This window comes from Nonomuraea sp. NPDC049607, from assembly GCF_040675375.1.
GTDB lineage: Bacteria > Actinomycetota > Actinomycetes > Streptosporangiales > Streptosporangiaceae > Nonomuraea.
Genome location: NZ_JBFAOV010000009.1, coordinates 149,177 through 173,348, shown reverse-complemented (window position 1 = coordinate 173,348; position 24,172 = coordinate 149,177). Strand labels below are relative to the sequence as shown.

Genomic DNA, 24,172 nt, shown 5'->3' with positions numbered 1-24,172 from the left:
CACGCAAGCCGGAGTGGAGAGCCGCGGCAGGAGAGGGCACGAGATCGCCCCCCGCGAGTTCCGCCGCTTTCGACCATTCTGCAGGTGCAGGCCCAGGTGACCGGATCGGCCTGCGAGGAGGCCCATGACCGTCACACAGGCCGCACCCCTCGTACGGCGTGCCGATCGCCTGCCTCGGGACAACCGCTGGGCCGTCCTCGTCCTGCTCTGCCTGAGCCTGCTGCTGATCACGGTCGACGCCACCGTCCTGCACATCGCGGTGCCCGCGCTCACGGCCGCGCTGGAGCCGTCCGCCGTCCAGCTCCTGTGGATCATCGACATCTACTCGCTCGTCGTCGCGCCGCTGCTCATCGTGTTCGGCACGCTCGGCGACCGCTACGGGCGCAAACGGCTGGTCCTGGGCGGCTTCGTGCTGTTCGGCCTGGCCTCGGCGGGGGCGGCGTTCGCGCCCACGCCGCTGACCCTGATCCTGGCCAGGGCGCTGCTCGGCGTCGGCGGCGCCATGATCATGCCGGCCACGCTCTCGCTGATCCGCCAGGTGTTCACCGACCGGCGCGAGCGGGCTGTCGCGCTCGGCGTCTGGAGCGCGGTCGCGGCGGCCGGGGCGGCGGTCGGCCCGCTGATCGGCGGCGTGCTGGTCGGCGTCTGGTGGGGCGCGGTCTTCCTGATCAACGTGCCGATCCTGCTGGTGCTGCTGCCCCTGGCCGTCCGGCTGCTGCCGGAGTCGCCGCTGCGCAGGGAACGCCCCTGGGACTCCCCGAGCGCCGTGCTGTCGGTGCTCGGCCTGCTGGCACTGGCCTTCGGGCTGAAGGAGGCCGGGTCGGGGAGCCTGCTGCCGTTCTGGGCCTCGGTGCTGGTGTTCCTCGCAGGGGCGGGGCTGCTGGTCGCGTTCGTACGCCGCCAGTCCCGCCTGCCTGCTCCGCTGCTGGAGCTGGCCCTGTTCCGGCGGCGCGAGTTCACCACCGGCGTGGCCGGCGTGCTGCTGGGCGTGTTCGCGCTGGTCGGCCTCCAGCTCATGCTGGCCCAGTACCTCCAGCTCGTGCTGGGCGACAGCCCGCTGCGCGCGGCGGTCAGGATGTTGCCGCTGGTGCTGTCGGCGATCACCGGCGGGCTCGCGGCGGCCCACCTCCTGCCCAGGATCGGCATGCGCGCCACCATGAGCGGCGGCCTCGGGCTCGTCGCGCTGGCCCTGACGCCCACGCTCAGCTGGGGCGTCGAGGGCCATCCCGTGATGCTGGCGGTCTGCTTCGTGGGCATCGGGTTCGGCGTGCAGGTGGCGCTGCTGGCCGCCTCCGACACGATCATGTCCTCGGTCCCCGAGTCCCGCGCCGGCGGGGCCGCGGCCATCGAGGAGACCGCGTACGAGCTGGGCGCGGGCCTCGGCGTCGCCGTACTCGGCACGATCACCACGATCGCCTACGCGCCCGCGCTGCCCGCCGTGCCCGGAGTGTCCGCGGGCGGCATGGACCAGGCGCGGCAGTCGCTGGCCGGAGCCGCCCACGTCGCCCGCGAGATCGGCGGCAGCACCGGCGACGCGCTGCTCGACGCCGCACGCTGGGCCTTCGTCAACGCCCTGCACACGACCGTGGTCGTGAGCGTCGTCCTGCTGAGCCTGACCGCCGTCGCGGTGGCCATGCTGCTCAGCCGTGATTGAGGTGTGCCATGGCCCGATCAGGGCAGACAAGTACCGTGAAACAGGCCCTGCGTGATGTCGCCGCCTTAGTCGCCCGCGTCGGGGTGGGCGGCATCTTCTTCGCCAACGGCTGGACCAAGCTGGAGGACGGGCTCACCGCCACCGGCGCGAAGTTCCTCCAGCAGGGCGCCCCGGCACCCGGCGCATGGGCCACGGTCACCATGCTCACCGAGCTGATCGGCGGCGCGCTGCTGATCGCCGGGCTGGGCGTCGCCGTCACCGGGCTGATCCTGTTCGCCGAGGCGCTCGGCGTCTTCCTGGTCGCCCCGCCGCTCAACCCCATCAGCCTGAACGAGCTGATCCTCCTTGGAACGGCCTCCATCCTGCTCGCCGTCGTGGGCGCGGGGCGGCTGTCGGTCGACCACATGGTCGTGATCCGCAGGCGGGAGTCGGAGGCGGCCGACGAGTTCGCCGCCGACGCCGAGGCCGACCGGGTGCTCGCCTCGCTGCGCGACTCCGACGCGCCCGCGCGGCAGTCGAAGCCGGCCGAGGACGCCGCGCCGCGGGCCGAGGACGTCCCCCCGCCCATGGCGGACACCGCGCCGCACCCCCGGCCCCGTACGCGGCCCGTCAAGCCGCCGGCGGCCGAGGAGCCCGCGCCCGATCCGGCTCCGGTCCCGGGCGACACGCTGGTGGCCGGCCGCAAGAAGCCCGCGCCCCGCGGCCGCCGTCCCTCATCGGAGGGCTGAGCGGGCGGGCACGCGCAGCGCGCCCTGGGTGAGCGCGATGGCCAGCAGGATGACCAGCGCCCCCACCGGCTGGTTCCAGGTGATCGTCTCGTCGAGCAGCAGCACGCCCGAGATCACCGCGAACACCGGCAGCAGGTACGTCACCGTCGAGGTCGTCGTCACGCCCGCCATGGTCTGCACCCGGTACAGCAGCAGGTAGGCCACGCCCGTGCCGAGCCCGCCGAGGCCCAGCATGCTCCACCAGACCTCGGCGGGCGCCGCGGTGTCCACCAGCGGCACGCCCGCCACCAGCGTGATCACCGCGAGCTGGGCCGCGCCCGTCAGGAGCTGCCCGGCGGCCAGCACCACCGGCGGCTCGGGACGCCGCCCGGTGATGAACCGCCCCATGTACGCCCCGCCGATCCCGTAGCAGAGCGCCGCGCCGAAGCAGGCCAGGCTGCCGCCGAGCTGCCCGCCCGCCATGGGCTGCCACACCCCGAGCACCACCATGACGCCCGCGAACCCGAGGCCGAGCCCGGCCGCCCGCGCGGCGGTCGCCCGTTCGGCGCGCAGCACCAGGGTGAAGGCCAGCGTGCACAGGGGCGTGGTGGCGTTCCAGATGGCGGCGACGACCGAGGAGACGTACTGCTCGCCGTAGGCGAACAGGGTGAAGGGCAGCGTGGTGAGCACGACGGAGGCGATCTGGAAGTGCCCCCACAGCCGCGGGTCGCGGGGGAGCGCTCGCCGGGTGACCGCGAGCGCGATCAGCAGGGTGGCCGCGCCGACCGCCATGCGGCCGAACGACACCTGCAGCGGATGCAGCGCCCCCACGGCGATCTTGATGAAGAAGAAACTGTTGCCCCAGATGGCGGCCAGCAGCAGGAACGCGGGCAGCCACCTCCCCGCGGCCTCGCTGCGCACGTACGCCTCCCGTAGATGAACCACCGAGGAGCGTAGCGACCAGGACCGACATTTCTGAAATGTGCGGGGATAAGGTCACGTGTCGGCCGTGAGCCGGGCCACCACCCGCATCTTGTTCATCGCGTCCAGCGCCGCCACCTTGTACGACTCCGCCAGCGTCGGATAGTTGAACACCGCGTTGACCAGGTAGTCGACGGTCCCGCCGCAGCCCATCACCGTCTGGCCGATGTGCACCAGCTCGGTCGCGCCCGTGCCGAACACGTGCACGCCCAGCAGCCGCCGGTCCTCGGAGGAGACCAGCAGCTTGAGCATCCCGTACGAGTCGCCGATGATCTGCCCCCTGGCCAGCTCCCGGTAGCGCGAGATGCCCACCTCGAACGGGATCCGGTCGCGGGTCAGCTCGTCCTCCGACTTCCCGACGAAGCTGATCTCCGGGATGGTGTAGATGCCGATGGGCGGCAGCTCCCGCAGCTCCTCCACGGGCTCCCCGCAGGCGTGCTGGGCGGCCACCCGGCCCTGCTCCATCGAGGTGGCGGCCAGCGCGGGGAAGCCGATCACGTCCCCGACCGCGTAGATGTGCGGCACGGCCGTGGCGTAGTGCTCGTCCACCCGGATCCTGCCGCGGTCGTCGGCGGCCAGCCCGGCGGCCTCCAGGTTCAGCTCGGCCGTCCTGCCCTGGCGGCCCGCCGAGTACATGACGCAGTCGGCGGGGATGCGCTTGCCGCTCTCCAGCAGGGTCAGCGCGCCGCGCGGGCGGCGTTCGACGGCGGCGACGTGCTCGCCGAACCGGAAGGTCACCGCCAGGTCGCGCAGGTGGTACTTGAGCGCCTCCACGATCTCCAGGTCGCAGAACTCCAGCATGCGCTCACGCCGTTCGACCATGGTCACCTTGGTGCCGAGGGCGGCGAACATGGAGGCGTACTCGATGCCGATGACCCCGGCGCCGACGACCACCATGGTCTCGGGCACCCGGTCCAGGTGCAGGATCGCGTCGGAGTCGATGACCGTGCGCTCGTCGAACTGCACGCTGTCCGGGCGGGCGGGGGAGGTGCCGGTGGCGATCACGATCCGGTCCGCGGTGACCTTGCGCTCCTCCTCGCCGCTGATCCCGACGGTGTGCGGGTCGAGGAAGCGTCCGGTGCCGGGCAGGACCGTGACGTGGTTGCGGGCGAGCTGGCTGCGGATCACCTGGACCTCGCGGCCGATCACGTGCTGGGTGCGCATCCCGAGGTCGGCGACCGTGATCTCGTCCTTGACGCGGTAGCTGGCGCCGTACAGCTCGCGCTGGTTCAGGCCCGTGAGGTAGAGGACCGCCTCGCGCAGCGTCTTGGAGGGGATCGTGCCGGTGTTGATGCAGACGCCGCCGATCATGTTCCGCTTCTCGACGACGGCCACCCGCCTGCCCAGCTTCGCCGCCGCGATGGCCGCCTTCTGCCCGCCGGGACCGGAACCGAGCACCAACACGTCGTAATCCGCCACATGGTCCGCCACAGGGTCCAGTGTGGGCGCGCATGGGTTACCGGCGGAAGCCCCGTCGGCGAGACTGCGCGTATGCAACGTGCATTCCGTCAGGTCGACGTGTTCACCTCCGTCCCCTATCGAGGCAACCCGCTCGCGGTCGTGCTCGACGGCCAGGGGCTGGACACCGAGGAGATGCAGCGCTTCGCCGCCTGGACGAACCTGTCCGAGACGACGTTCGTGCTGCCGCCGACCGTGCCCGAGGCCGACTACCGGGTCCGGATCTTCACCGGGAGCGGCGAGTTGCCGTTCGCCGGGCACCCGACGCTGGGCACCTGCCACGCCTGGCTGGAGGCGGGCGGGCGGCCGCGCGACGAGGCGCAGGTCGTCCAGGAGTGCGGCGCCGGGCTGATCCGGGTGCGCAGGACCGACGAGGGGCTCGCCTTCGCCGCCCCCGAGCTGGTGCGGTCGGGGCCGGTGGAGGAGGAGCTCGCCGAGCGCCTCGCCGAGAGCCTGCGCATCGGACGCGACCGCATGCTGGCCGTCGAGTGGGCCGACAACGGGCCCGGCTGGGTGGTCGTGCTGCTGGCCGCCGCCGAGGAGGTGCTGGAGCTGCGGCCGGGCGCGATCGAGCACATGGTCGGCGTGGCCGGGCCGTGCCGGGAGGGCTCGCCGTACGCCTACGAGGTGCGCGTCTTCGCCCCCGACGTCGAGGACCCGGTGACCGGCAGCCTGCACGCGTCGCTGGCCCAGTTCCTGCTGCGTACGGGACGGGTGAAGGCGCCGTACACGGCGGGCCAGGGGACCGCGCTCGGCCGGGCGGGGCGTGTGCGCGTCACCGCCGACGATCGGGACGTGTGGGTCGGCGGGGCGGTGGTCACCTGCGTCAGCGGCCGGGTCGCGTTGTGAAGCGCACCTCGTCGCCGGGCCGGAGCTGCGCCGCGACCGGCAGGTCGGCCTGCCGCACCACCGCGATCACCGGGTAGCCGCCCGTGGGCGGGTGGTCGGCGAGGAACACGATCGGCTGCCCGTCCGGCGGCACCTGCACCGCCCCGGCGACCATGCCCTCGCTCGGCAGCTCGCCCTGCCTGGCCCGCGCGAGTCCGGGCCCGCGCAGCCGCACCCCGACGCGGTTGCTGTCCTGGCTCACCGCGTACGGCCCCCCGCACAGCGCCTCCAGCGCCCCCGGGACGAACCAGTCGTCCCGCGGCCCGGCGAGCACCCGCAGCACGGCCGGCGCGGGCCCCGGCGGCGGCGCCAGGTCCACCGAGATGTCCTCGACGGCGAACCCGCCCACCGGCAGCAGCGTCCCCGCCCGCAGCGGCTCGGGGCCGAGCCCCGACAACGAGTCGGTCGACCGGCTGCCCAGCACCGGCTCGACCGCGATCCCGCCGCGCACCGCCACGTACGTGCGCAGCCCCCACTCCGGCGCCTCCAGCCGCAGCTCGCCCCCCGGCGGCACCCAGAACGGCACCCCCATCCGCGCCCCCGCCGGAGCGCCGGTCAGCGCCGCCCACGCCCCCTCGCGGAAGCGCAGCCGCGCCTGGCCGAACGTCACCTCGACGCCCGCCGCGTCCTCCCGGTTGCCCACCAGCCGGTTGGCCAGCCGCAGGCTCGGCGCGTCGGCCGCCCCCGAGCGCGGCACCCCCAGGTGGGCGTGGCCGGGCCGGCCCAGATCCTGGACGGTCGCGTACGGGCCCGGCGCGATCACCTCGATCATGCTCGCTCGAACCGCACGCGCATCCCAGGCCGGAACAGCGACGGCGGATCGGCCGACACGTCCCACACCCGCGTGGTCGTGCGCCCCAGCAGCCGCCACCCCCCGGGCGAGGCGGTCGGGTAGACCGCCGAGTACGGCCCCGCGACCGCCACCGACCCGGCCGGCACCGACGTGCGCGGCGTGTCGAGCCGGGGCAGCTCCAGCACCGGGTCGAGCCCGGTCAGATAGGCGAACCCGGGGGCGAACCCCAGCCACCCGACCACCAGCTCGCGCCCGGTGTGCCGGGCGACCACCTCCTCGGCCGAGATCCCGGCCAGCGACGCGACGGAATCGAGGTCGGCCCCGTCATAGACGACGGGAATCGTCACCACCGGCCCGGCCGCGGCACCCCCCGGCGGCCCGCCCACCTGCCCGGCGACGGCCGCCAGCCGGGCCCGCAACCGCTCCCGGTCCGCGCCGGGAGCCACCACGAGCACGGTCTCCGGCCCCGGCACGATCTCCACGACCCCTTCGGGCCGGTCGGCGCGCAGGGCCGCGTCCAGCCGGTGGGAGGCCGCCAGCGACCCGGTCTCGACGAGCAGCGCGTGCTCTCCCGCCGTACGGATCACGCGAACGCCTGCAGGACCACTCCGGCCGCCAGCAGGTCGTTGCGCACCGCACGGGCCAGCCCGACGGCGCCAGGCGTGTCTCCGTGGACGCACAGCGAACGGGCGTCGACCGACACCGTACTGCCGTCGACGGCCGTCACGGAGCCTTCCAGGGCCATCTGGCGGGCCCGCGCGGTCACCTCGGCCGCGTCGTGGACGACCGCCCCGGGCTCCCGCCGCGGCACCAGCGTCCCCGCCGCCGTGTAGGCCCGGTCCGCGAACCCCTCGCCCACCGTCGGGACGCCCTCCGCCGCGGCCACCTCGTGCACCACCGACACCGGCAGCGTCAGCACCGGCAGCGAGGGGTCGTAGTCGGCGACGGCGCCGATCACCGCTGCCGCCTGCACCTTGTCGCGGCAGATGCGGTTGTACAGGGCGCCGTGCGGCTTGACGTAGGACACCCGGCCGCCCATCGCCCTGGCGATGCCGTCGACGGCGGCGAGCTGGTAGAGCACCTCGGCGCACAGCTCCTCGGGCTCGACCTCCATCTCCCTGCGGCCGAAGTGGGCCAGGTCGCGGTAGGACACCTGCGCGCCGATCGACACGCCGCGGTCGACGGCCGCCGCGCACGTGCGCCTGATCGTCACGGGGTCGCCCGCGTGGAAGCCGCAGGCGACGTTCGCGCTGGTGACGATGTCGAGCAGCGCGAGGTCGTCGCCGAGCCGCCAGATGCCGAAACCCTCACCGAGGTCGGCGTTGAGGTCGATCGCCATCCCCCCATCATGGCGGCAGCGCTACCTCGGCGCGACGAACAACGTCTGAGTCGCCGCACCGACTTCGCCGCGCTCGTCGTACAGGGTGGTCCGGGTCAGGCCGCGGCCGGACGGGCCGATCGCGGTGGCCGCGTCCATGCAGGTCCACTCGCCGACCGGGGTGCGGAACAGCGAGATCGTCAGGTCGACGTTGACGAACAGGTGGGTGGCGAAGTCGACGGCCGGGCTCACGCCGTTGCCGCTGTCGGCGAACGCGGCCAGCCGCTCGAACGGGGTGATCTCCTCGCCCTCCACCAGCGGCACGGTCAGCCTGCCCCACACCGTGGCCGGGCCGGTCAGCATCGGGCCGCCGGCGGCGAACCGCCAGTCGAACGCCCTGCCGTAGCCGAAGCCCGACACCAGGTAGGACTCCGCGTGCTCTGGCGAGGGCGGCGGCACGGGCGCGGGCGGCTGCGCGGCCGGGGTGGCGGACGTGTCCGTCTCGCGGATGCGCCACGCGGTGGCCCTGGCGTACTCCCGCCCGCCGGACAGCACGGCCGCCGACAGGCACTGCACCCGCTTGCCGTCGCGGACGACGTCGGTGACGACCTCCAGCTCGGCGACGGGGACCGGGGCGAACACGTCGACCGCCAGCCTGGACAGCGCCAGGCCGGGCCGCGGCGCGGTGCGGTCGAGCTCGTGCGCGATCAGCGCGGCCACCGGGCCCATGTGCTGGGTGCCCGGGTCCCACGGCCCCTGGGTGTGCTCGGAGGCCAGATATCGCCCATGGGCCAGCCTGCGGTACATCGACATGGGGACGAACTCTAGATCTCGTCGGGAATGTCGGCTATGTCGTCGAGCGCCGCGGCCAGCTCGTCGGGGTCGCCGCCGATCCGCTCGGCGATCTCGATCAGCACGTGGAGCACGTCGTGGCGGTCGTGGCCGAGGTCGAGCAGGCGCTGGGCGGCCTCCCACAGCTGCGGCGGGTCGCCGTCCCACAGCCGGGTCGCGATCTCCTCGTGCCAGGCCAGGTGTTCCTGGTCGATCACGCCGTCGTGGTCGATCTCGAGTAACGTGCGCCGGTCGGCCTCGTCGGCCGGGTTGAGCCGGTCGAGGTCGATCCCGTTGTGCCGGCCCTGCAGATACGGGAACGCGAACACCCGCCTGGCCAGCGCCGACAGGTCGCCGTCGGGCAGCAGCCGCTCCAGCAGCGGCCGGTCGAGCCCGAACGACGTCGGGTCGCGGTAGGCCTCGGGGAACTTGCCCGTGGCCTCCCACACCGCGTCGAGCGTGGCCTTGAGCCCCTGCTCGGGCAGCCCGGTGCGGCGCGCGGCGAAGCGCACCCACGCCGACAGCACGTGCGGCATCGCCTCCTGCTCGGCCACGCTCAGCATCACCTTGCGCGGCAGCCAGTCGAGCAGGAACGTCTCGCACTTGGTCGGGCTGACCCGCAGCGGCCGGTTGAAGTCGCGCTCGCAGCCGTAGTCGATGATGTGGTCGGCGCAGCGCGAGGCCGCCGACGGGTCCGACAGGTGCTCGGCCGCGTCGGAGGCGAGGAACTCGGCGGCCAGCATGGCCCGCCGCTCGCGGCTGTAGGGCGCCTCGATGTGCAGCGGCGCCGGACGCTTGCGGCCCGGCGGCAGCGCCTTGAGCCGGGCCCGGGCGAAGGCGTGGTAGGCGCTGTAGCTCTCGCTCACCGGCGGCGGCGTCTTGGGCTCCCTGGTGGCCTTCATGGCCGACTCCAGAAGCGCCCTGGCCTGCTCGGGCTGGATCTCCTCGAACAGCAGCATCGGGTTGCCCGCCGCCTCGGCCCTGGCCTGCTCCAGCAGGTTGTCGACGTGCGAGGACACCCACGCGTCGCGGGCCATCCCGCTCATGTTGTGGTCGACGACCACGACCAGCGCGTGCCGGTCGCTGGGCACCGATGCCTCGTTCCAGCGATAGGCGAACGTGCAGATCACCGTGTCCTGGTCGCCGTAGGCGTCGCGGGAGACGTAGCAGCCGGTGGGCTTGACCGCGCCGACCTTGTCGGCCCATCCGGGCCTGGCCACGCCCGACTCCATCATCGCCAGCGCCGCGCCCTCGGCCTTGGCGCCCTGGCGGGCGGTGCCCAGGTAGGCCAGGCACACCAGCAGCGTCAGGGAGGCCGGGGTGCCGGCCTTGGCCGCGTAGTCGACCAGGCCCTCACCGAGGACCTGCTCCACGTCACCGCCCCTGACCCGCCTGCCCCACCAGGCCCCGATCATGTCTGAGACCATCAGCTCCGCGTCGAGAGGGCTGCGCACCGCGAGCAGCTCGCGGGCCGCCTGCACCATCTCCTGGAACACGTCGTCGGGCGGGCTGCTCTCCCGGGGATCTCGTCGGTGTCGGCGCACGCCCTCACTCTCTCGTATTCCAGGCGCAAACGGCGAAGAGAACTCGGCCTGGTGACCCCGATGTTATCGGTGGAACCGCGATCAGCGGGGACTTCGGGGCGGCGGGGCGGAGTTCACGATGGCGAGCAGGTGCTCGCGGGCGATGCGTTCCACGACCTCGGGCGTGGCCGGGACGCCGAGATGCTCGGCGCACGCGCACACGTCGGCCACGCACCGGTCGATGGTGTCCACGGGTACGGTCAGGAACTCTTCGGCCAGCCGGAGACTGACCGGCTCCTTGAGGAAGCGTGTGGCCAGAGCGAGCATAGATGTGAGATTCCTCTGGAGACCCGGGAGCAAACCCCCAGGAACGTATGCAGGGTGACTTGCGATCCCATTTCATCTTTTCTCGGCCTTGTGTCAAGGCTCTGCGGCGCCTGTGTTCGCTTCTCGTGCAAAGCTGTTTCCATGCGCATCCAGCTCGCCCAGCGGGACGAGGCAGACGAGCTCCTCGGCCGCAGCCCGCTCGCCCTGCTCGTCGGCATGCTGCTCGACCAGCAGATCCCCATGGAATGGGCGTTCACTGGGCCGTACACCATCTCGGAGCGGCTGGGGCACGACCTGACCGCCGAGGAGATCGCCGCCTGCGATCCCGAGGCGTTCGCCGCGCTCCTCGCGCAGAAGCCGGCCGTGCACCGCTACCCCAAGTCGATGGCCGCCCGCGTCCAGCAGCTCGCGGCCTACCTCGTCGAACACTACGACGGGCGGCCCGAGGGCATCTGGAGCGACGCGGCCGACGGGAAAGACTTGTTGAAACGACTGCAGGCCCTTCCGGGATACGGCAAGCAGAAGGCCCAGATCTTTTTGGCATTGCTGGGCAAGCAGCTGGGGGTCCAGCCGTCAGGCTGGCGTGAGGCGGCCGGACTCTACGGCGAGGAGGGGTCATACCGATCGGTCGCCGACGTGGTCGACACCGACAGCCTGGGCCGGGTGCGCGCCGCCAAGCAGGAGGCCAAGCGCGCGGCCAAGGGCGAGTAACCTGATCTTGCTGCGCAATGTGGAGCGACTTTGACAGGATGCGTTGACCCTTATGGCGACCGGGCGGCGGCGGGGGCTTCCGTCAGCGCATGCCCATCGCCGATGATGTACTGCAGAATCCGGTCGCCCGGAGCTGCGCTACGCCGATACACAGTTATGGAGATGTGCCGCGTGGGAGACCCTGGCACGCGACGGAGGTGCCGACCATGAGCGCCGAGACCTCCGTTCCCCGTCCCCGGGAGTCGGATGTGGACATCTCAGACTCCGCCCTGTTCAAGGGCATGCTGTCGGAGGCCGAGTTCGCCTTCGCGTTCTTCGACGGCGATGGCCGCGTCCAGCGGGTCAACGACGTGTTCAGCGACGTCGTCAGCGTGCCCGCAGAGCGCATGGTGGGCCGTGCGCCGGTCGAGGTGCTGGCGGCCGACCTGAGCCAGATCATCACCCACGCCGTCCAGGCCGTCATCGAGAGCGACGCGCCGGTCACCGAGGGCCGCGTGCGGGTGCGCTCCGCAGAGGGTGACACCCGCCACTGGTCGTTGTCGTTCTCGCCGGTCCACGACGAGGCGGGCGAGTTGCGCGCCATCGCGCTGGTGGGCCTCGACGTGACCGAGAGCAGGCAGACCGAGGAGGCGCTGCGCCGCAGCGAGGAGCGCTACCGCTCGCTGGTCGAGGCGCAGTCCCAGCTCGTCTGGATCACCTCGCCCACGGGCGCCGTCGTCGAGGACGCGCCCCAGTGGCGCGCGATCACCGGCCAGGGGCTGGAGGAGTACCTCGCCAACGGCTGGCTGGAGGTCGTCCACCCCGAGGAGCGCCAGCAGACCGAGGAGGCCTGGCGCGAGGCGCTGCGCGGCCGCACGATGTTCGAGTGGAACTACCGGGTCCGCACCCGGGCCAGCGGCTACCGCCACTTCGAGGTGCGCGCGGTGCCGATCATCAGGCACGGCAGGGTCGTGGAGTGGGTCGGCGCCAACACCGACGTCACCCCGCAGCGCGAGGCCGAGGAGATGCGCGGCAGGCTGACCGACCAGCTCGGCGCCGCCGCCCTGCGCACCGCCCGGCTCCAGGGCGCCACGGCCCAGCTGGCCGAGGCCCTCACGGTCGAGCAGGTCGTCCAGGTCATCATCGACGTCGGCCGCACCGCCCTGGCCGCCGACCGCTCGGCCGTGGCGCTGCTCGACACCGACCGCGCCGCGCTCAAGCTGGTCAACGGCGAGGGCATCCCCGAGGTTCAGGGCTCGGGCGACGAGATCCCGCTGTCGCACTCCAACGTCATGACGATGGCCGTCAACAGCCGCCGTCCGGTCTTCGCCGAGTCGCCCGAGTCGCTGAAGGCCCAGTTGCTGGAGGCGGGCGACGACGAGGAGGCCCTGGCCGGCTTCATCAGCCAGGGCGACGAGCGGGCCTGGGTGGGCCTGCCGCTGCTGGCCGCCGGCCGGGCGCTCGGCGCGCTGCGCTTCTCGTTCACGCGCCCACAGAAGATCTCCCAGGAGGACGGCGTCTTCCTGGAGGCCCTGGCCGGGCAGTGCGCCCTGGCCGTCGAGCGGGCCACGCTCTTCGAGCGCGAGCACCGCACCGCCGAGACGCTGCAGCGCAGCCTGCTGCCCGACCGCCTGCCCGTGGTCAAGGGCCTGGTGCTGGCCCAGCGCTTCCGTTCGGGCAGCCGCCACGTCCAGGTGGGCGGCGACTGGTACGACGCGTTCGTCCTGCAGGACGGCCGGGTCGCGGCCGTCGTCGGCGACGTCATGGGCAAGGGCGTCAAGGCCGCGGCGGGCATGGGCCGCATCCGCAACGCCATGCGGGCGCTGGCGCTCACCAACCCGCCGCCCGCGGCCGTGCTCACCGGCCTCGACCGGGTCTTCGAGGCCACGGAAGAGGAGGAGCAGGTCACCACGCTGGCCTACATGGTCGTCGAGCCGGTCACCGGCGAGGGCACGCTGGCCATGGCCGGCCACCCGCCGCCCGTCCTCGTCTCGCCCCAGGGCACGGCGATCCTGTGCGACGCCGAGCCCGGCACGCCGCTGGGCTGGCCCACCAGCCGCCGGCAGTTCCGGTTCGTGGTGCCCCCGGGACACACCGCAGTGCTCTACTCAGACGGTCTCGTGGAGAACAGGAAGCGTGGGCTTGACGCCGGTCTCGCAGAGATTTGCAGTGTTGTGACCGAAGCGCCGCCTGAGGTGGTGAGTAGTCCTCACATGTTGCTGGACTTCCTGGTTGACCGGATGTTGTCGGGATATGAACAGGATGATGACGTTACCGCGCTCGCAATTCACGTTCCGCCGGCCACGAAGAGTGACTGAATGAAACAGTCATAACGGTTGCTTTCGGGTATCAGTGCCCCGCTTACGTACGCACTACTGTCTTGGTCGGCCTAGGGTGGAGGACAACCGCCGGGAGGTGGCCGTATGGAGTGCGGGGTCGTGCCACAATGCTGTGTCGGGTCCGTCGCGCTTCGCACGGCCTCACCGATCTCTGAGAGAGGCAACAGCCCCCAGCGGGCATCTGGGTCCATTGTCGCCACGCGTTCGTTCGAGAGGTGTTCGTGTCGCCTGCAAGTTCGACTCGCTCGAAGCCACAAGAGCTGAACGAGCCCGTCATTCAGCGACTGCTCGAGCGTGGGCGCTCGCAGGGTTTCCTCGAGTCTGAGGATGTCCGTCAGGCCTTCGAGGAGGCGGACATCCCCATGTCGCACGCCGCCGCGTTCTTGCGGAACCTCAGCAAAGAGGGCGTGACCGTGGTGGTGACCGCCGCGGATTCGGCTGCGCCGAAGAAGTCTCGTGGTCCAGCAAAGCGCCGCACCGCTGCCCCCGTCAAGACCAAGACGGCAGCGGCCGCCAAAGAGCAGCAGCCCGAGACCGTGACCGCGGTCGTGGGCGCCGCTGAGGCCGAGCCGGCCAAGAAGCCGGCCCCGGCCAAGAAGGCCGCTCCCGCTCCGAAGAAGGCGGCTCCGGCCGCCGCCAAGAAGGCCAAGCCAGAAGTCAGCGCTGGGCCTGCCGAGACCAAGCCGAAGGCACCCGAGGGCGTCAAGGCGACCGACGCGGACGACGACGACGATCTCGAGCTCGACGGCGACGTGGAGCTGGAGGACCTCGAGGACATCGAGGTCGACGACGACATCGTGGCCGAGGACGACTCCGACTCCGAGGGTGACTCCGACGACGACTCCGACGACGAGCCCAAGGCCGCCGAGGTCGCCGCCGCCACCGCGGACAAGACCGAGGACGAGGTCCTCATCCTGTCCGACGACGACGACGACGCCCCGGTCGCCCAGGTGGCCGCCGCCGGCGCCACCGCCGACCCGGTGAAGGACTACCTCAAGCAGATCGGCAAGGTCCCCCTGCTCAACGCCGAGCAGGAGGTCGAGCTGGCCAAGCGCATCGAGGCGGGCCTGTTCGCCGAGGAGCAGCTCGGCGGCGGCGAGACCGAGAGCCTGCCGGTCGACGTCCGGGCCGAGCTCGAATGGATCGCCGAAGACGGCCGCCGGGCCAAGAACCACCTGCTGGAGGCCAACCTCCGGCTCGTGGTCTCGCTGGCCAAGCGCTACACCGGGCGCGGCATGCTGTTCCTCGACCTGATCCAGGAGGGCAACCTCGGCCTGATCAGGGCCGTGGAGAAGTTCGACTACACCAAGGGCTACAAGTTCTCCACCTACGCCACGTGGTGGATCCGGCAGGCGATCACGCGTGCCATGGCCGACCAGGCGCGGACCATCCGCATCCCGGTCCACATGGTCGAAGTGATCAACAAGCTGGCCCGCGTCCAGCGGCAGATGCTGCAGGACCTCGGCCGCGAGCCCACGCCGGAAGAGCTGGCCCGCGAGCTGGACATGACGCCCGAGAAGGTCGTCGAGGTCCAGAAGTACGGCCGCGAGCCCATCTCCCTCCACACCCCGCTGGGTGAGGAGGGCGACAGCGAGTTCGGTGACCTCATCGAGGACTCCGAGGCCATCGTGCCGGCCGACGCCGTCAGCTTCACGCTGCTGCAGGAGCAGCTGCACTCCGTTCTCGACACGTTGTCGGAGCGGGAGGCGGGCGTCGTGTCCATGCGGTTCGGCCTCACCGACGGGCAGCCGAAGACGCTCGACGAGATCGGCAAGGTTTACGGGGTCACCCGTGAGCGCATCCGCCAGATCGAGTCGAAGACCATGTCCAAGCTGCGTCACCCGTCCCGGTCCCAGGTCCTGCGCGACTACCTGGACTAGGAGCCACCTCGTCGATCGCCCCGTCCGGAACCTTCCGGGCGGGGCGATCGCCGTCTCGGCGTCCGTCAGGCCGGGTCGGTGACGTGCACGTCGAGGAGCCAGGGGCGGTTCGCCCGCGCGGGCTCGGTGAGGTCGACCGTCCAGCCCAGGTTGCCGAGGGTCTTGGCCAGCTCCTCGGGGGTGCCGGGGGCCTCCTCCTGCTGGAGCAGGACGCGGGCGATCTCACCCCGGGTGGCCTTGGCCATGTGGCTGACGACCTTGCCGTCACGGAAGACGCGTACCGACACCGACCGGTCGCCGGGCTGCCACGCCCCCGCGTACGTGGACGAGCGCAGGTCCACCACCAGCCCCGGTATGCGGTCCAGCTCCTTGGCCAGGTGGGTGCGCCAGTAGGCGGCCAGACCGCCCAGCGGCGGCAGGCTGACGCCCATCGACAGGCGGTACGGGGGCACCTGGTCGGTGACGCGCAGCACGCCCCACAGGCCGGAGAAGATCAGCACGGACTCCTCCGCCCTGGCCCTGGCGGCGTCGTCCAGGGTGTTCAGGCCGAGGTTGTCGTACAGGACGCCGGTGTAGAGGTCGGCAGCGGGCAGGGTGGGGGCGGTCCGCAACGCCGTGTTCTTGGCCGCCTCGCCCGCCAGGCCGGGCGTCAGCCCGAGCACCTGCGCGGCGTCGCGGCGCTTGGAGGCCCGGATGAGCGCGGAGACGACCCGCTTGCGGGCACGGTCGAGCTTGGGGAAGGACAGCTCCCCGAGCGGCGGCCCGCTCCCCTCGGAGGCCTTTCCTTTGGACGGCGGCAGCAGAATCAGCACAACCCCACACCCTAACGGGCCGGTCAGAGGGTGTTCGCGCTGGTCGGCTAGGCTGCGCGGATGAATGTCGACCTGCTGGTGCACCAGGCGTGGCCGGCCTACGAACAGCGTTCGCATGACGGCTGGGTGCTGCGTGGCGCTGGAGGCGTGACCAAACGGGCGAACTCGGTGCTGGCCCTGCACGCCCCCGCCGACCTCGACGCCGCGATCGGCGCCGCCGAGGCGTTCTACGGCGAGCGGGGACAGAGCTGCGCCTTCTCCATCGGCCCCGGCACCTGGCCCGGCCTGGACGCCGAGCTGGCCCGCAGAGGCTACGAGCTGGTCGACCCGACGCTCATCATGGCCGGTTCGCCGCCGGCCGAGCCGCACGGCCCGGTCCGGATCGAGGACCACCCGTGGCCGGAATGGCTGGAGACCTGGTGGTCCGTCGACGGCCGGTACGGCGCCGGCCTGGAGGAGGCCACCCGCATCTGCACCGGCGTGCCCGCCTGGTACGCGGCCGTCGAGGAGGACGGCGTCCCGGTCGCGGTCGGGCGGGTCGTGCCGCAGGGCGACACGGCGGGGATCTTCTGCATGGCGACGTTGCCGAGCGCCCGGCGGCGCGGCCTCGCGCGTACGGTGCTGCGTGCTCTGACCAGGCATGCCGGGGCGAAGAGCGCGTATTTGGTCACCACCGAGCCCAACCGGGCGGCCCAGGCTTTGTACCGCGGCGAGGGATTCCAGACCGTCGGCCGGTACCACTACCGCGTGCGGAACGGCTGAACGCAGAACGGCGACCCCGGCGTGGTGCGCCGGGATCGCCGAGCTGGACGTGCAATATGAGGTTATGTGATCACAACGAACGCGTCAGCGATCGTCGTTGGGGTTCATTGAAGGGGTTTCGCTGAGGCGAGCCGACTCGTCCAGGATGTCGGCGCCCTTTTCGCGCAGCGCTGCGACGTGCTGACGCCCATGGTGGGCGCAGAACAGCAGCTCCCCACCAACAGGCAGGGTCGCGCGAATGTAGGCCTGGGCGCCGCAGCGGTCGCAGCGGTCGAGGGCCGTCAGCGGCTTAACGGGGGCGAGAGCTCCAGTCACGTATCGCCTTTCGGGTCACCCCCGCCGAAGCGAGGATCTGGCGTCAGTCACTTGAGACAACATCTAACCGGACGTGGACGTTCCCAACCTCCGCCTCGCTACGCCCAGAGCAGAATGTGTCCGAAAGTAATGGCGATCAGCCGGTTGGTAACGGCAAACGTGTCGCCATGGCAAGCTTGTACGCGTGCCTAAGGGAAGAACGGTAGGCTACGCACACGTGTTCGATGCTTAGACCAGGGGAGCAAGAGTGACGGTAGTGGAGGCGGGTTACACGGCTCGTCACCTGTCGGTGCTTGAGGGCCTCGAGGCCGTACGCAAGCGGCCGGGCATGTACATCGGGTCCACCGACAGCCGCGGGCTCATGCACTGCCTCTGGGAGATCGTGGACAACGGCGTCGACGAGGCGCTGGCCGGCCACTGCGACCGCATCGAGGTCGAGCTCTACGCCGACGGCTCCATCGAGGTGCGGGACAACGGCCGCGGCATCCCCGTTGACATCCACCCCAAGACCGGCCTGGCCGGTGTCGAGCTCGTCTACACCAAGCTGCACGCCGGCGGGAAGTTCGGCAGCGGCTCCTACGGCGCCTCCGGCGGCCTCCACGGCGTGGGCGCCTCCGTGGTCAACGCCCTGTCCTCCCGGCTCGACGTCGAGGTCGACCTCGACGGGCGGGTTCACGAGATCAGCTTCAGGCGCGGCGTGCCCGGCGTCTTCGACGGCGACGGGCCCACGGCCAAGTTCAAGAAGAAGTCCGGGCTGCGGATCGGCGGCAGCCTGCCCAAGAACGTCACGGGCACCCGCGTGCGCTTCTGGGCCGACAAGCAGATCTTCCTGCCCGACGCCGAGGTCTCGCTCGACGAGATCCACGTGCGCCTGCGGCAGACCGCGTTCCTGGTGCCCGGCCTGACGCTGGCGGTCTTCGACAGCAGAGGCGAGGAGCGCACCGGCGAGGAGTTCCGCTTCGACGGCGGCATCTCCGAGTTCACCGAGTTCCTGGCCCGCGACGAGCCCGTCTGCGACGTGCTGCGCCTGCAGGGCGTGGGCCACTTCCACGAGACCGTGCCGGTCCTCGACGACCAGGGCCACATGACACCCACCGAGGTGCAGCGCGAGCTCACCGTCGACGTGGCGGTCCGGTGGGGCAAGGGCTACGAGTCGACCATCCGCTCGTTCGTCAACGTGATCGCCACGCCCAAGGGCGGCACCCACCTGACCGGTTTCGAACGCGGCCTGGTCCGTACGATCAACGAGCTGCTGCGCGAGACCCGGCTGCTGAAGAGCGGCGACGACCCGGTCAACAAGGAGGACATCTCCGAGGGGCTGACCGGCGTGGTCACCGTCCGGGTGCCCGAGCCGCAGTTCGAGGGGCAGACCAAGGAGGTCCTCGGCACCTCGGCGGCCACCCGCATCGTCTCGCACGTCGTCTCGCGCGAGCTCAAGGAGCTGTTCGCCAACCCGCCGCGCGGGTTCAAGCAGCCGCTGCGGGCCGTGCTGGAGAAGATCGTCGCCGCCGCCAAGGCCCGCATCGCGGCCCGTGAGCACCGCGACAACCAGCGGCGCAAGAGCGCCCTGGAGAACTCGGCGCTGCCGGCCAAGCTGGTCGACTGCCGCAGCGACGCCGTCGACCGCAGCGAGCTGTTCATCGTCGAGGGCGACTCCGCGCTCGGCACGGCCAAGCTGGCCCGCGACTCCGAGTTCCAGGCGCTGCTGCCGATCCGCGGCAAGATCCTCAACGTGCAGAAGGCGTCCGTGAGCGACATGCTCAAGAACGCCGAGTGCGCCGCGATCATCCAGGTGGTGGGGGCCGGGTCGGGGCGTTCGTTCGACATCGAGGCGGCCCGCTACGGCAAGGTCATCCTCATGGCCGACGCCGACGTCGACGGCGCGCACATCCGCTGCCTGCTGCTCACCCTGTTCCACCGCTACATGCGGCCGATGGTGGAGGCCGGGCGGGTGTTCGCGGCCGTGCCGCCGTTGCACCGCATCGAGCTCACCAACCCGGGGCGCGGCAAGGAGAAGTACATCTACTGCTACTCCGACGCCGAGCTGCACAAGGTCCTGCGCGACCTGGAGCGGCGGGGCAAGCGCTGGAAGGACCCGGTGCAGCGGTACAAGGGCCTGGGGGAGATGGACGCCGACCAGCTCGCCGAGACCACGATGGACCCGCGGCACCGGGTGCTGCGCCGGGTGCGCATCGAGGACGCCGAAGGGGCCGAGTCCATCTTCAGCCTGCTGATGGGGAGCGACGTGGCGCCGCGGCGGGAGTTCATCGTCAGCAGCGCGGCCGAGGTCGACCGCGACCACATCGACGCCTGATCCGGGACGGGCACCTTCTGAGGCCGGTTGCCCCGGCCTCAGGGTGCCCCCGGTGGCTCCAGAGGGACACCAGCCTTGAGAGGGCCGGGGCCGCAGAGGGAATCTGAGGCTCCAAACGGCCCCGGCGCGGGGCCCGGTTCTCGGAGGACATCCCGGTCCCACGGAATGCCTGAGCGCCAGAGGGTTCCTGGCTCCAGAGGGATCGCGGGCCTCACGGTGATGCGCCTGGTGTCAGCAGGCGTCAAGCCGAGCTGGCCTTGAGGTGTGTCGTGCCCGTTGTCGCCGTGTGAGGCGGCCGGGTGGGGCTCTCGGGGGTGTGGGTATGCCGCCTCCGGTGGCGTCGAGGCCTGAGGGTGCCCCTTCGGTCGCTCAGGGGGCCTGGGGGCGACGCCTCGGCGCTACGGCCTCTCGTAGAGCTTCGGAGGTCCGGGCGGAGGTCGAGGCGCTCCAGGGGCGTTCTGGGGCCGTGGGGGCCCTTCCGGGGGCGAGGCTGCAGGCCCGTCGTGGGCGGCACGAATGACTGCTCTCGGTAACGGTTGATTGCTTAGTGTCATCGCGGGTCGAGTGGGTACGGGCGGGATGCCGCCGTTTCGCGGGCAATCGGTCAGGGACGAGTTCATGTGGCTCGCCGGCCCCCGATCACGCGCTCGGGGCGTGCTCGCGGGGGAGGGGCGTTCGATGGGGCTGGCTGCGGGGGCGGCGGTGGATCTCGGCGCGGCGCGGATGCAGATGGCGTTGTCGCTCGGCTGGCACATCGTCATCGCCTGTCTCGGCGTCGGGATGCCGGCCATCACGTTGCTGGCCGAGTGGCGGGGGCATCGCACCGGGGACAACAACTACCGGCTGCTGGCGCGGCGGTGGGCCAGGGCGCTCGGGGTGCTGTTCGCGGTCGGGGCGGTGTCCGGGACGATCCTGTCGTTCGAGATGGGGCTCCTGTGGCCGGGCATGATGGGCGTGTACGGCGAGGTCATCGGCCTGCCGTTCTCGCTGGAGGGCATCGCGTTCTTCGTCGAGGCCATCTTCCTCGGCATCTACCTGTACGCCTGGGACCGGCTGCGTCCCGTCCCGCACCTGTTGTCGGGAATCCCGATCGTGCTGGCGGGGGTGGCCAGCGCGTTCTTCGTGGTGGCCGCCAACGCCTGGATGCAGCAGCCCACGGGGTACCGGGTGGAGGGCGGCCGGATCGTCGCCGTCGATCCGTGGGCGGCGATGTTCAACCGGGCCACGCCGCCGCAGACCGTGCACATGATCCTGGCGGCGTTCATGGTGGCCGGGTTCCTGATGGCCGGCGTGTACGCGGTCGCCATGCTGCGCGGCCGCCGGGACCGCTACCACCGCCTCGGCCTGCTGCTGCCGCTCACGGTCGCGGCGGCCGTCACCCCCGTGCAGATCGGCGTCGGCGACTGGGCCGCGCACTTCGTGGCCGAGTACCAGCCGGTCAAGCTGGCCGCCATGGAAGGCGTGTTCCGGACGAGCCGCGACGTGCCGCTGCACCTGGGCGGGATCGCGGTGGACGGCGAGCTGAAGTACGCCCTGGAGATCCCCTACGGCCTGTCCCTGCTGGCCCACTGGAACCCGCACGCCGAGATCGCCGGCCTGACCGAGGTGCCGCCCGCCGACTGGCCGCCGGTCAACATCGTGCACTGGGGGTTCCAGGTCATGGTGCTGCTGGGCTTCGCGCTGCTGCTGCTCGCGGCCTGTCTCGCGCTGTCCTGGAAGCGGCGGCGTGACCTGCCGCGAACGCCGTGGTTCCTGCGCGGTGTCGCGCTGTCGGGCGTGGCCGCCGTGCTGGCGCTGGAGAGCGGCTGGGTGGTCACGGAGGTCGGACGCCAGCCGTGGATCGTGTTCCGGGTGATGCGCACGTCGGAGGCGGTCAACCCCGCGCCCGGCCTGGTGTACGGGTTCGCGCTGGTCACCGCCGTGTACGTGGCCCTGACCGTCGCCACCGTGTACGTGATGCGCCGCCTGTCCCGGGACGTGCCCGTGCCGCTGGCGCCGCAGGAGCCCGACGTCACCGGCTACAAGGTCGTGTGACCATGCCGCTGCCGCAGATCATGCTGGCCGTCATGTGGGTCGGGCTGACGGCGTACGTGCTGTTCGGGGGCGCGGACTTCGGCGGCGGCGTCTGGGACCTGCTGGCCGGCGGCGCCGAGCGCGGCCGGCGGCGGCGGGATCTGGTGGAGCACTCCATCGGCCCGATCTGGGAGGCCAACCACGTGTGGCTGATCTTCGTGATCGTGCTGGCGTGGACCGGCGTGCCGTCGGTGTTCGCCTCGGTCGCCTCCACCCTCTACATCCCGCTCACGCTGGTGGCGCTGGGTGTGATCGGGCGCGGCGCGGCGTTCGCCTTCCGCAAGGTCTCCGCGCGGCTCTGGCAGCGGCGGCTGTTCGGCGCCACCTTCGCCTTCTCCTCGGTGGTGACCCCGTTCTTCCTCGGCGCCGCGGCGGGCGGCATCGCCTCAGGCCGGGTGCCGCCCGGCATCGCCAAGGGCGACCTGGTCCGAAGCTGGCTCAACCCCACGTCGATGGCGGTCGGCGCGCTGGGCGTCGCCACGGCCGCGTACCTGGCGGCCGTCTACCTGACCCGCGACGCCCGGCGCGGCGGCGAGGAGGATCTGGCCGAGGAGTTCCGGCGGCGGGCGCTGGGCTGCGGGGCGGTCGTCGGCGTGCTGGCGGTGGTGAGCCTGCTCGTGCTGCGCGCCGACGCGCCCGCCCTGTTCACCGAGCTGACCTCGGGCCGAGCGCTGCCGCTGCTGGTGCTGTCGGTGGCGGCCGGGCTGGCCTCGCTGGTGCTGCTGTGGCGGCGGGCCTACCTCGCGGTCCGCGTCACCGCCGCGCTGGCCGTGACGGGGCTGCTGTGGGGGTGGGGCGTGGGGCAGTACCCCGTGCTGCTCCCCGGCCTGACCCTCGACCGCGCCGCGGCCACCGACGCGGTGCTGGGCGCCAGCCTCGGGTCGCTGGCCGTCGGCGCGGTGCTGCTGGTCCCGTCGCTGTGGTGGCTGTACGCAACCTTCCAGCGCGATCGGGGCGAGGCTGTCAGTCGGCGACCGGCGTGAGCCGGCCCGTGCGGACGTCGTAGATCGCGCCCGTCACCGGCATGTCGGCGGGCAGGAACGGCGTCGTGCGGATGCGGGTGAGGTCGTGCCGGAGCGCCATGCCCTGGTCGGGGACGGTGTGGAACTCCAGGCTGCGGGTGTCCACCCCGCGGGCGCTGGTCAGCTCGTGCACGTCGCCGTCCGTCACCTTGGTCATCCCGCAGTCGGTGTGCGGCATGACCAGGACCCGCTCGACGCCGAGCAGGTACACGGCCAGGACCAGCGTGCGCAGCACGTCGTCGGTGACGCGGGCGCCGGCGTTGCGCAGGATCTTGGCGTCGCCGGGCTGCAGGCCCAGCAGGCCCAGCGGGTCGATGCGGGAGTCCATGCAGGTCACCACGGCCAGCCCGCGGGCTGCGCGGCCGGTGAGCCCGGAGTCGCCGAAGTCCTTGGCGTACTTCGCGTTGGCGGCATAGAGGTCGTCGAACGCAGTCATGCCTCAGATCTTCCCTTACGTCCCAAAGATGATGCTTTCCGGGGTGGCGACTGGCGCGAGTTCCCGAAGGTCCCACCAAATACACTCACCTTGAGTGATGATGTCGTCACCATCTGTACGTCGTCGAAGAGGTCAGTCGTGAGTAGGTCCGAATCGCTCGCCGCGTATCTCCGCGCTCAGGCCCGGCGTCGCCTCGACCGCGTGGAGTCCAACGACGACGGGCGCAACGCCAGATGCGCGCTGGCCCTGCTCGACACCGCCGCGTACGCCGCCGGCCTGCCCGAGGACGACCCGATCATCCTCATGCTCGACCAGGCGGGCTGCTACGGCCCGCTCGGCTGCGAGGAGTTCGACCCGGGCGAGGCCGGGGTCGGGCTGATCCGATCGTGGACCGGTGGTGAGCCGCACGAACTGCTGCTCGCGTTGCCCGCCGCCATCGAGGCCGCCGCCTCCGCCTGACGCCGCCTTCGCCTGACACGGTCAGGCCGTGGGCTCGTTCCCCGGCCGCCACTTGATGCCGCAGCCGATCGAGGCGCGCTGGTCGGCCGGGACGGGGTCGCCCGCGAGCAGCGCATCGACCGCCGCCCGGAGAGAGGAACCCGTCACGGGGACCGGGTTGCCGGGGCGCGACCCGTCGAACTCACCCCGGTAGACGAGCCGCAGCTCGCCGTCGTAGAGGAAGAAGTCGGGCGTGCAGGCCGCGCGGTAGGCCTTGGCGACGTCCTGGGTGTCGTCCAGCAGGTACGGGAACGGGAACCCCGCACGCCGGGCCTGTTCGGCCAGGTGTGTGGGATCATCGTCCGGGTAGTTCACGCTGTCGTTGCTGCAGATGCCCACCACCGACAGCCTGGAGCCGTAGCCGGCGGCCAGCGCTCCGAGGCCCGTCTCGATGTGCCGTACGTAGGGGCAGTGGTTGGACAGGAAGACCACCAGCGTGGCGGGGGAGCCCTTGAGGTCCGCGAGCGAGACGCTGCCGCCGTCGATGGCGGTGAGGTCGAAGGACGGCGCGGGCGCGCCCAGGGGAACCATGTACGAGTTGGCAGCCATGA

23 protein-coding genes are annotated in these 24,172 nt (G+C 71.8%); 11 read left to right on the top strand and 12 right to left on the bottom strand.

Annotation, left to right across the window (positions count from 1 at the left end):
* Positions 1 to 124 precede the first annotated feature (124 nt).
* Positions 125 to 1,654, top strand: coding sequence for an MFS transporter (locus tag AB0J97_RS20115; protein WP_364090693.1), 1,530 nt, complete (start codon positions 125 to 127; stop codon positions 1,652 to 1,654).
* 35 nt (positions 1,655 to 1,689) lie between these two features.
* Complete coding sequence (locus AB0J97_RS20110; RefSeq protein ID WP_364090690.1) at positions 1,690 to 2,382, top strand: DoxX family membrane protein; 693 nt, start codon at positions 1,690 to 1,692, stop codon at positions 2,380 to 2,382.
* Here the strand turns inward: AB0J97_RS20110 and AB0J97_RS20105 are convergent.
* Together AB0J97_RS20105 and sthA are read right to left on the bottom strand one after the other, a co-directional pair.
* Entirely contained in the window at positions 2,368 to 3,306 is a 939-nt protein-coding gene (locus AB0J97_RS20105) for a DMT family transporter (protein WP_364090687.1), read from the bottom strand. The genes AB0J97_RS20110 and AB0J97_RS20105 overlap by 15 nt on opposite strands.
* 51 nt (positions 3,307 to 3,357) lie before the next feature.
* The gene (gene sthA, locus AB0J97_RS20100; protein ID WP_364090684.1) at positions 3,358 to 4,773 is read right to left on the bottom strand and encodes a Si-specific NAD(P)(+) transhydrogenase; all 1,416 of its coding nucleotides are present in this window, start codon (positions 4,771 to 4,773) and stop codon (positions 3,358 to 3,360) included.
* A 60-nt stretch (positions 4,774 to 4,833) separates the two neighbouring features.
* Here sthA and AB0J97_RS20095 point away from each other — a divergent pair, with 60 nt between their 5' ends.
* Positions 4,834 to 5,649, top strand: coding sequence for a PhzF family phenazine biosynthesis protein (locus tag AB0J97_RS20095; RefSeq protein WP_364090681.1), 816 nt, complete (start codon positions 4,834 to 4,836; stop codon positions 5,647 to 5,649).
* Here the strand turns inward: AB0J97_RS20095 and AB0J97_RS20090 are convergent.
* From AB0J97_RS20090 to AB0J97_RS20065, 6 genes are all read right to left on the bottom strand, one after another.
* Entirely contained in the window at positions 5,627 to 6,460 is an 834-nt protein-coding gene (locus AB0J97_RS20090; RefSeq protein ID WP_357698584.1) for a biotin-dependent carboxyltransferase family protein, read from the bottom strand. The genes AB0J97_RS20095 and AB0J97_RS20090 overlap by 23 nt on opposite strands.
* A complete protein-coding gene (locus AB0J97_RS20085; RefSeq protein ID WP_364090676.1) occupies positions 6,457 to 7,068 on the bottom strand; it encodes an allophanate hydrolase subunit 1 in 612 nt (203 codons plus the stop codon). Before AB0J97_RS20085 ends, AB0J97_RS20090 begins: the two co-directional genes overlap by 4 nt.
* Complete coding sequence (locus AB0J97_RS20080; RefSeq protein WP_364090673.1) at positions 7,065 to 7,820, bottom strand: 5-oxoprolinase subunit PxpA; 756 nt, start codon at positions 7,818 to 7,820, stop codon at positions 7,065 to 7,067. The genes AB0J97_RS20085 and AB0J97_RS20080 overlap by 4 nt, the downstream gene beginning before the upstream one ends.
* A gap of 21 nt (positions 7,821 to 7,841) precedes the next feature.
* On the bottom strand, positions 7,842 to 8,612 hold the full coding sequence (locus AB0J97_RS20075; RefSeq protein WP_364090670.1) for a thioesterase family protein: 771 nt from the start codon (positions 8,610 to 8,612) through the stop codon (positions 7,842 to 7,844).
* An 11-nt stretch (positions 8,613 to 8,623) separates the two neighbouring features.
* Positions 8,624 to 10,114 carry a hypothetical protein gene (locus AB0J97_RS20070; protein WP_364091049.1) on the bottom strand — a complete coding sequence of 497 codons (1,491 nt, stop codon included), beginning with the start codon at positions 10,112 to 10,114 and terminating at the stop codon, positions 8,624 to 8,626.
* A 141-nt stretch (positions 10,115 to 10,255) separates the two neighbouring features.
* On the bottom strand, positions 10,256 to 10,480 hold the full coding sequence (locus AB0J97_RS20065; protein WP_357698572.1) for a hypothetical protein: 225 nt from the start codon (positions 10,478 to 10,480) through the stop codon (positions 10,256 to 10,258).
* Positions 10,481 to 10,621: 141 nt separating this feature from the next.
* Here AB0J97_RS20065 and AB0J97_RS20060 point away from each other — a divergent pair, with 141 nt between their 5' ends.
* The 3 genes from AB0J97_RS20060 (at position 10,622) to AB0J97_RS20050 (ending at position 15,389) form a co-directional block, all read left to right on the top strand.
* A complete protein-coding gene (locus tag AB0J97_RS20060) occupies positions 10,622 to 11,191 on the top strand; it encodes an HhH-GPD-type base excision DNA repair protein (RefSeq protein ID WP_357698569.1) in 570 nt (189 codons plus the stop codon).
* Positions 11,192 to 11,397: 206 nt separating this feature from the next.
* Positions 11,398 to 13,488 carry a SpoIIE family protein phosphatase gene (locus tag AB0J97_RS20055; protein ID WP_364090663.1) on the top strand — a complete coding sequence of 697 codons (2,091 nt, stop codon included), beginning with the start codon at positions 11,398 to 11,400 and terminating at the stop codon, positions 13,486 to 13,488.
* A gap of 242 nt (positions 13,489 to 13,730) precedes the next feature.
* A complete protein-coding gene (locus tag AB0J97_RS20050; RefSeq protein ID WP_364090660.1) occupies positions 13,731 to 15,389 on the top strand; it encodes an RNA polymerase sigma factor in 1,659 nt (552 codons plus the stop codon).
* 65 nt (positions 15,390 to 15,454) lie between these two features.
* Here the strand turns inward: AB0J97_RS20050 and AB0J97_RS20045 are convergent, their stop codons facing one another.
* Positions 15,455 to 16,201, bottom strand: a complete 747-nt coding sequence (locus AB0J97_RS20045) for a peroxide stress protein YaaA (RefSeq protein ID WP_364090655.1) — start codon at positions 16,199 to 16,201, stop codon at positions 15,455 to 15,457.
* Between the two features lie 60 nt (positions 16,202 to 16,261).
* Here AB0J97_RS20045 and AB0J97_RS20040 point away from each other — a divergent pair, with 60 nt between their 5' ends.
* Entirely contained in the window at positions 16,262 to 16,963 is a 702-nt protein-coding gene (locus tag AB0J97_RS20040) for a GNAT family N-acetyltransferase (protein WP_364090652.1), read from the top strand.
* Positions 16,964 to 17,047: 84 nt separating this feature from the next.
* Here AB0J97_RS20040 and AB0J97_RS20035 read toward each other — a convergent pair whose 3' ends face one another.
* Positions 17,048 to 17,278 carry a hypothetical protein gene (locus AB0J97_RS20035; RefSeq protein WP_125639804.1) on the bottom strand — a complete coding sequence of 77 codons (231 nt, stop codon included), beginning with the start codon at positions 17,276 to 17,278 and terminating at the stop codon, positions 17,048 to 17,050.
* 247 nt (positions 17,279 to 17,525) lie between these two features.
* Between AB0J97_RS20035 and AB0J97_RS20030 the strand changes: the two genes are divergently transcribed.
* The 3 genes from AB0J97_RS20030 to AB0J97_RS20020 all read left to right on the top strand — a co-directional run bounded on the left by AB0J97_RS20030 (position 17,526) and on the right by AB0J97_RS20020 (position 22,648).
* A complete protein-coding gene (locus tag AB0J97_RS20030; RefSeq protein WP_357698558.1) occupies positions 17,526 to 19,592 on the top strand; it encodes a DNA topoisomerase IV subunit B in 2,067 nt (688 codons plus the stop codon).
* Between the two features lie 678 nt (positions 19,593 to 20,270).
* Complete coding sequence (locus AB0J97_RS20025) at positions 20,271 to 21,626, top strand: cytochrome ubiquinol oxidase subunit I (protein WP_357698555.1); 1,356 nt, start codon at positions 20,271 to 20,273, stop codon at positions 21,624 to 21,626.
* Positions 21,627 to 21,628: 2 nt separating this feature from the next.
* Complete coding sequence (locus AB0J97_RS20020) at positions 21,629 to 22,648, top strand: cytochrome d ubiquinol oxidase subunit II (protein WP_364090647.1); 1,020 nt, start codon at positions 21,629 to 21,631, stop codon at positions 22,646 to 22,648.
* Here AB0J97_RS20020 and AB0J97_RS20015 read toward each other — a convergent pair.
* Positions 22,629 to 23,123, bottom strand: a complete 495-nt coding sequence (locus tag AB0J97_RS20015) for a carbonic anhydrase (RefSeq protein WP_364090644.1) — start codon at positions 23,121 to 23,123, stop codon at positions 22,629 to 22,631. The two genes, AB0J97_RS20020 and AB0J97_RS20015, sit on opposite strands and share 20 nt — an antisense overlap.
* A 138-nt stretch (positions 23,124 to 23,261) precedes the next feature.
* Here AB0J97_RS20015 and AB0J97_RS20010 point away from each other — a divergent pair, with 138 nt between their 5' ends.
* On the top strand, positions 23,262 to 23,582 hold the full coding sequence (locus AB0J97_RS20010) for a hypothetical protein (RefSeq protein ID WP_364090641.1): 321 nt from the start codon (positions 23,262 to 23,264) through the stop codon (positions 23,580 to 23,582).
* A gap of 21 nt (positions 23,583 to 23,603) precedes the next feature.
* Here the strand turns inward: AB0J97_RS20010 and AB0J97_RS20005 are convergent, their stop codons facing one another.
* Positions 23,604 to 24,170: a thioredoxin family protein gene (locus AB0J97_RS20005; protein WP_357698548.1), complete on the bottom strand. Its 567-nt coding sequence runs from the start codon at positions 24,168 to 24,170 to the stop codon at positions 23,604 to 23,606.
* Positions 24,171 to 24,172: the final 2 nt, after the last annotated feature.

What these genes read in the sequence shown, in the direction of transcription:
- AB0J97_RS20040 (WP_364090652.1), top strand. Translation starts at nt 16,262, where the DNA reads ATGAATGTCGACCTGCTGGTGCACCAGGCGTGGCCGGCCTACGAACAG.
- AB0J97_RS20090 (WP_357698584.1), bottom strand. Translation starts at nt 6,460, where the DNA reads ATGATCGAGGTGATCGCGCCGGGCCCGTACGCGACCGTCCAGGATCTG.
- AB0J97_RS20075 (WP_364090670.1), bottom strand. Translation starts at nt 8,612, where the DNA reads ATGTCGATGTACCGCAGGCTGGCCCATGGGCGATATCTGGCCTCCGAG.
- AB0J97_RS20095 (WP_364090681.1), top strand. Translation starts at nt 4,834, where the DNA reads ATGCAACGTGCATTCCGTCAGGTCGACGTGTTCACCTCCGTCCCCTAT.
- AB0J97_RS20070 (WP_364091049.1), bottom strand. Translation starts at nt 10,114, where the DNA reads ATGGTGCAGGCGGCCCGCGAGCTGCTCGCGGTGCGCAGCCCTCTCGAC.
- AB0J97_RS20060 (WP_357698569.1), top strand. Translation starts at nt 10,622, where the DNA reads ATGCGCATCCAGCTCGCCCAGCGGGACGAGGCAGACGAGCTCCTCGGC.
- AB0J97_RS20005 (WP_357698548.1), bottom strand. Translation starts at nt 24,170, where the DNA reads ATGGCTGCCAACTCGTACATGGTTCCCCTGGGCGCGCCCGCGCCGTCC.
- AB0J97_RS20015 (WP_364090644.1), bottom strand. Translation starts at nt 23,123, where the DNA reads ATGACTGCGTTCGACGACCTCTATGCCGCCAACGCGAAGTACGCCAAG.
- AB0J97_RS20065 (WP_357698572.1), bottom strand. Translation starts at nt 10,480, where the DNA reads ATGCTCGCTCTGGCCACACGCTTCCTCAAGGAGCCGGTCAGTCTCCGG.
- AB0J97_RS20020 (WP_364090647.1), top strand. Translation starts at nt 21,629, where the DNA reads ATGCCGCTGCCGCAGATCATGCTGGCCGTCATGTGGGTCGGGCTGACG.
- AB0J97_RS20025 (WP_357698555.1), top strand. Translation starts at nt 20,271, where the DNA reads ATGGGGCTGGCTGCGGGGGCGGCGGTGGATCTCGGCGCGGCGCGGATG.
- AB0J97_RS20115 (WP_364090693.1), top strand. Translation starts at nt 125, where the DNA reads ATGACCGTCACACAGGCCGCACCCCTCGTACGGCGTGCCGATCGCCTG.
- AB0J97_RS20055 (WP_364090663.1), top strand. Translation starts at nt 11,398, where the DNA reads ATGAGCGCCGAGACCTCCGTTCCCCGTCCCCGGGAGTCGGATGTGGAC.
- AB0J97_RS20080 (WP_364090673.1), bottom strand. Translation starts at nt 7,820, where the DNA reads ATGGCGATCGACCTCAACGCCGACCTCGGTGAGGGTTTCGGCATCTGG.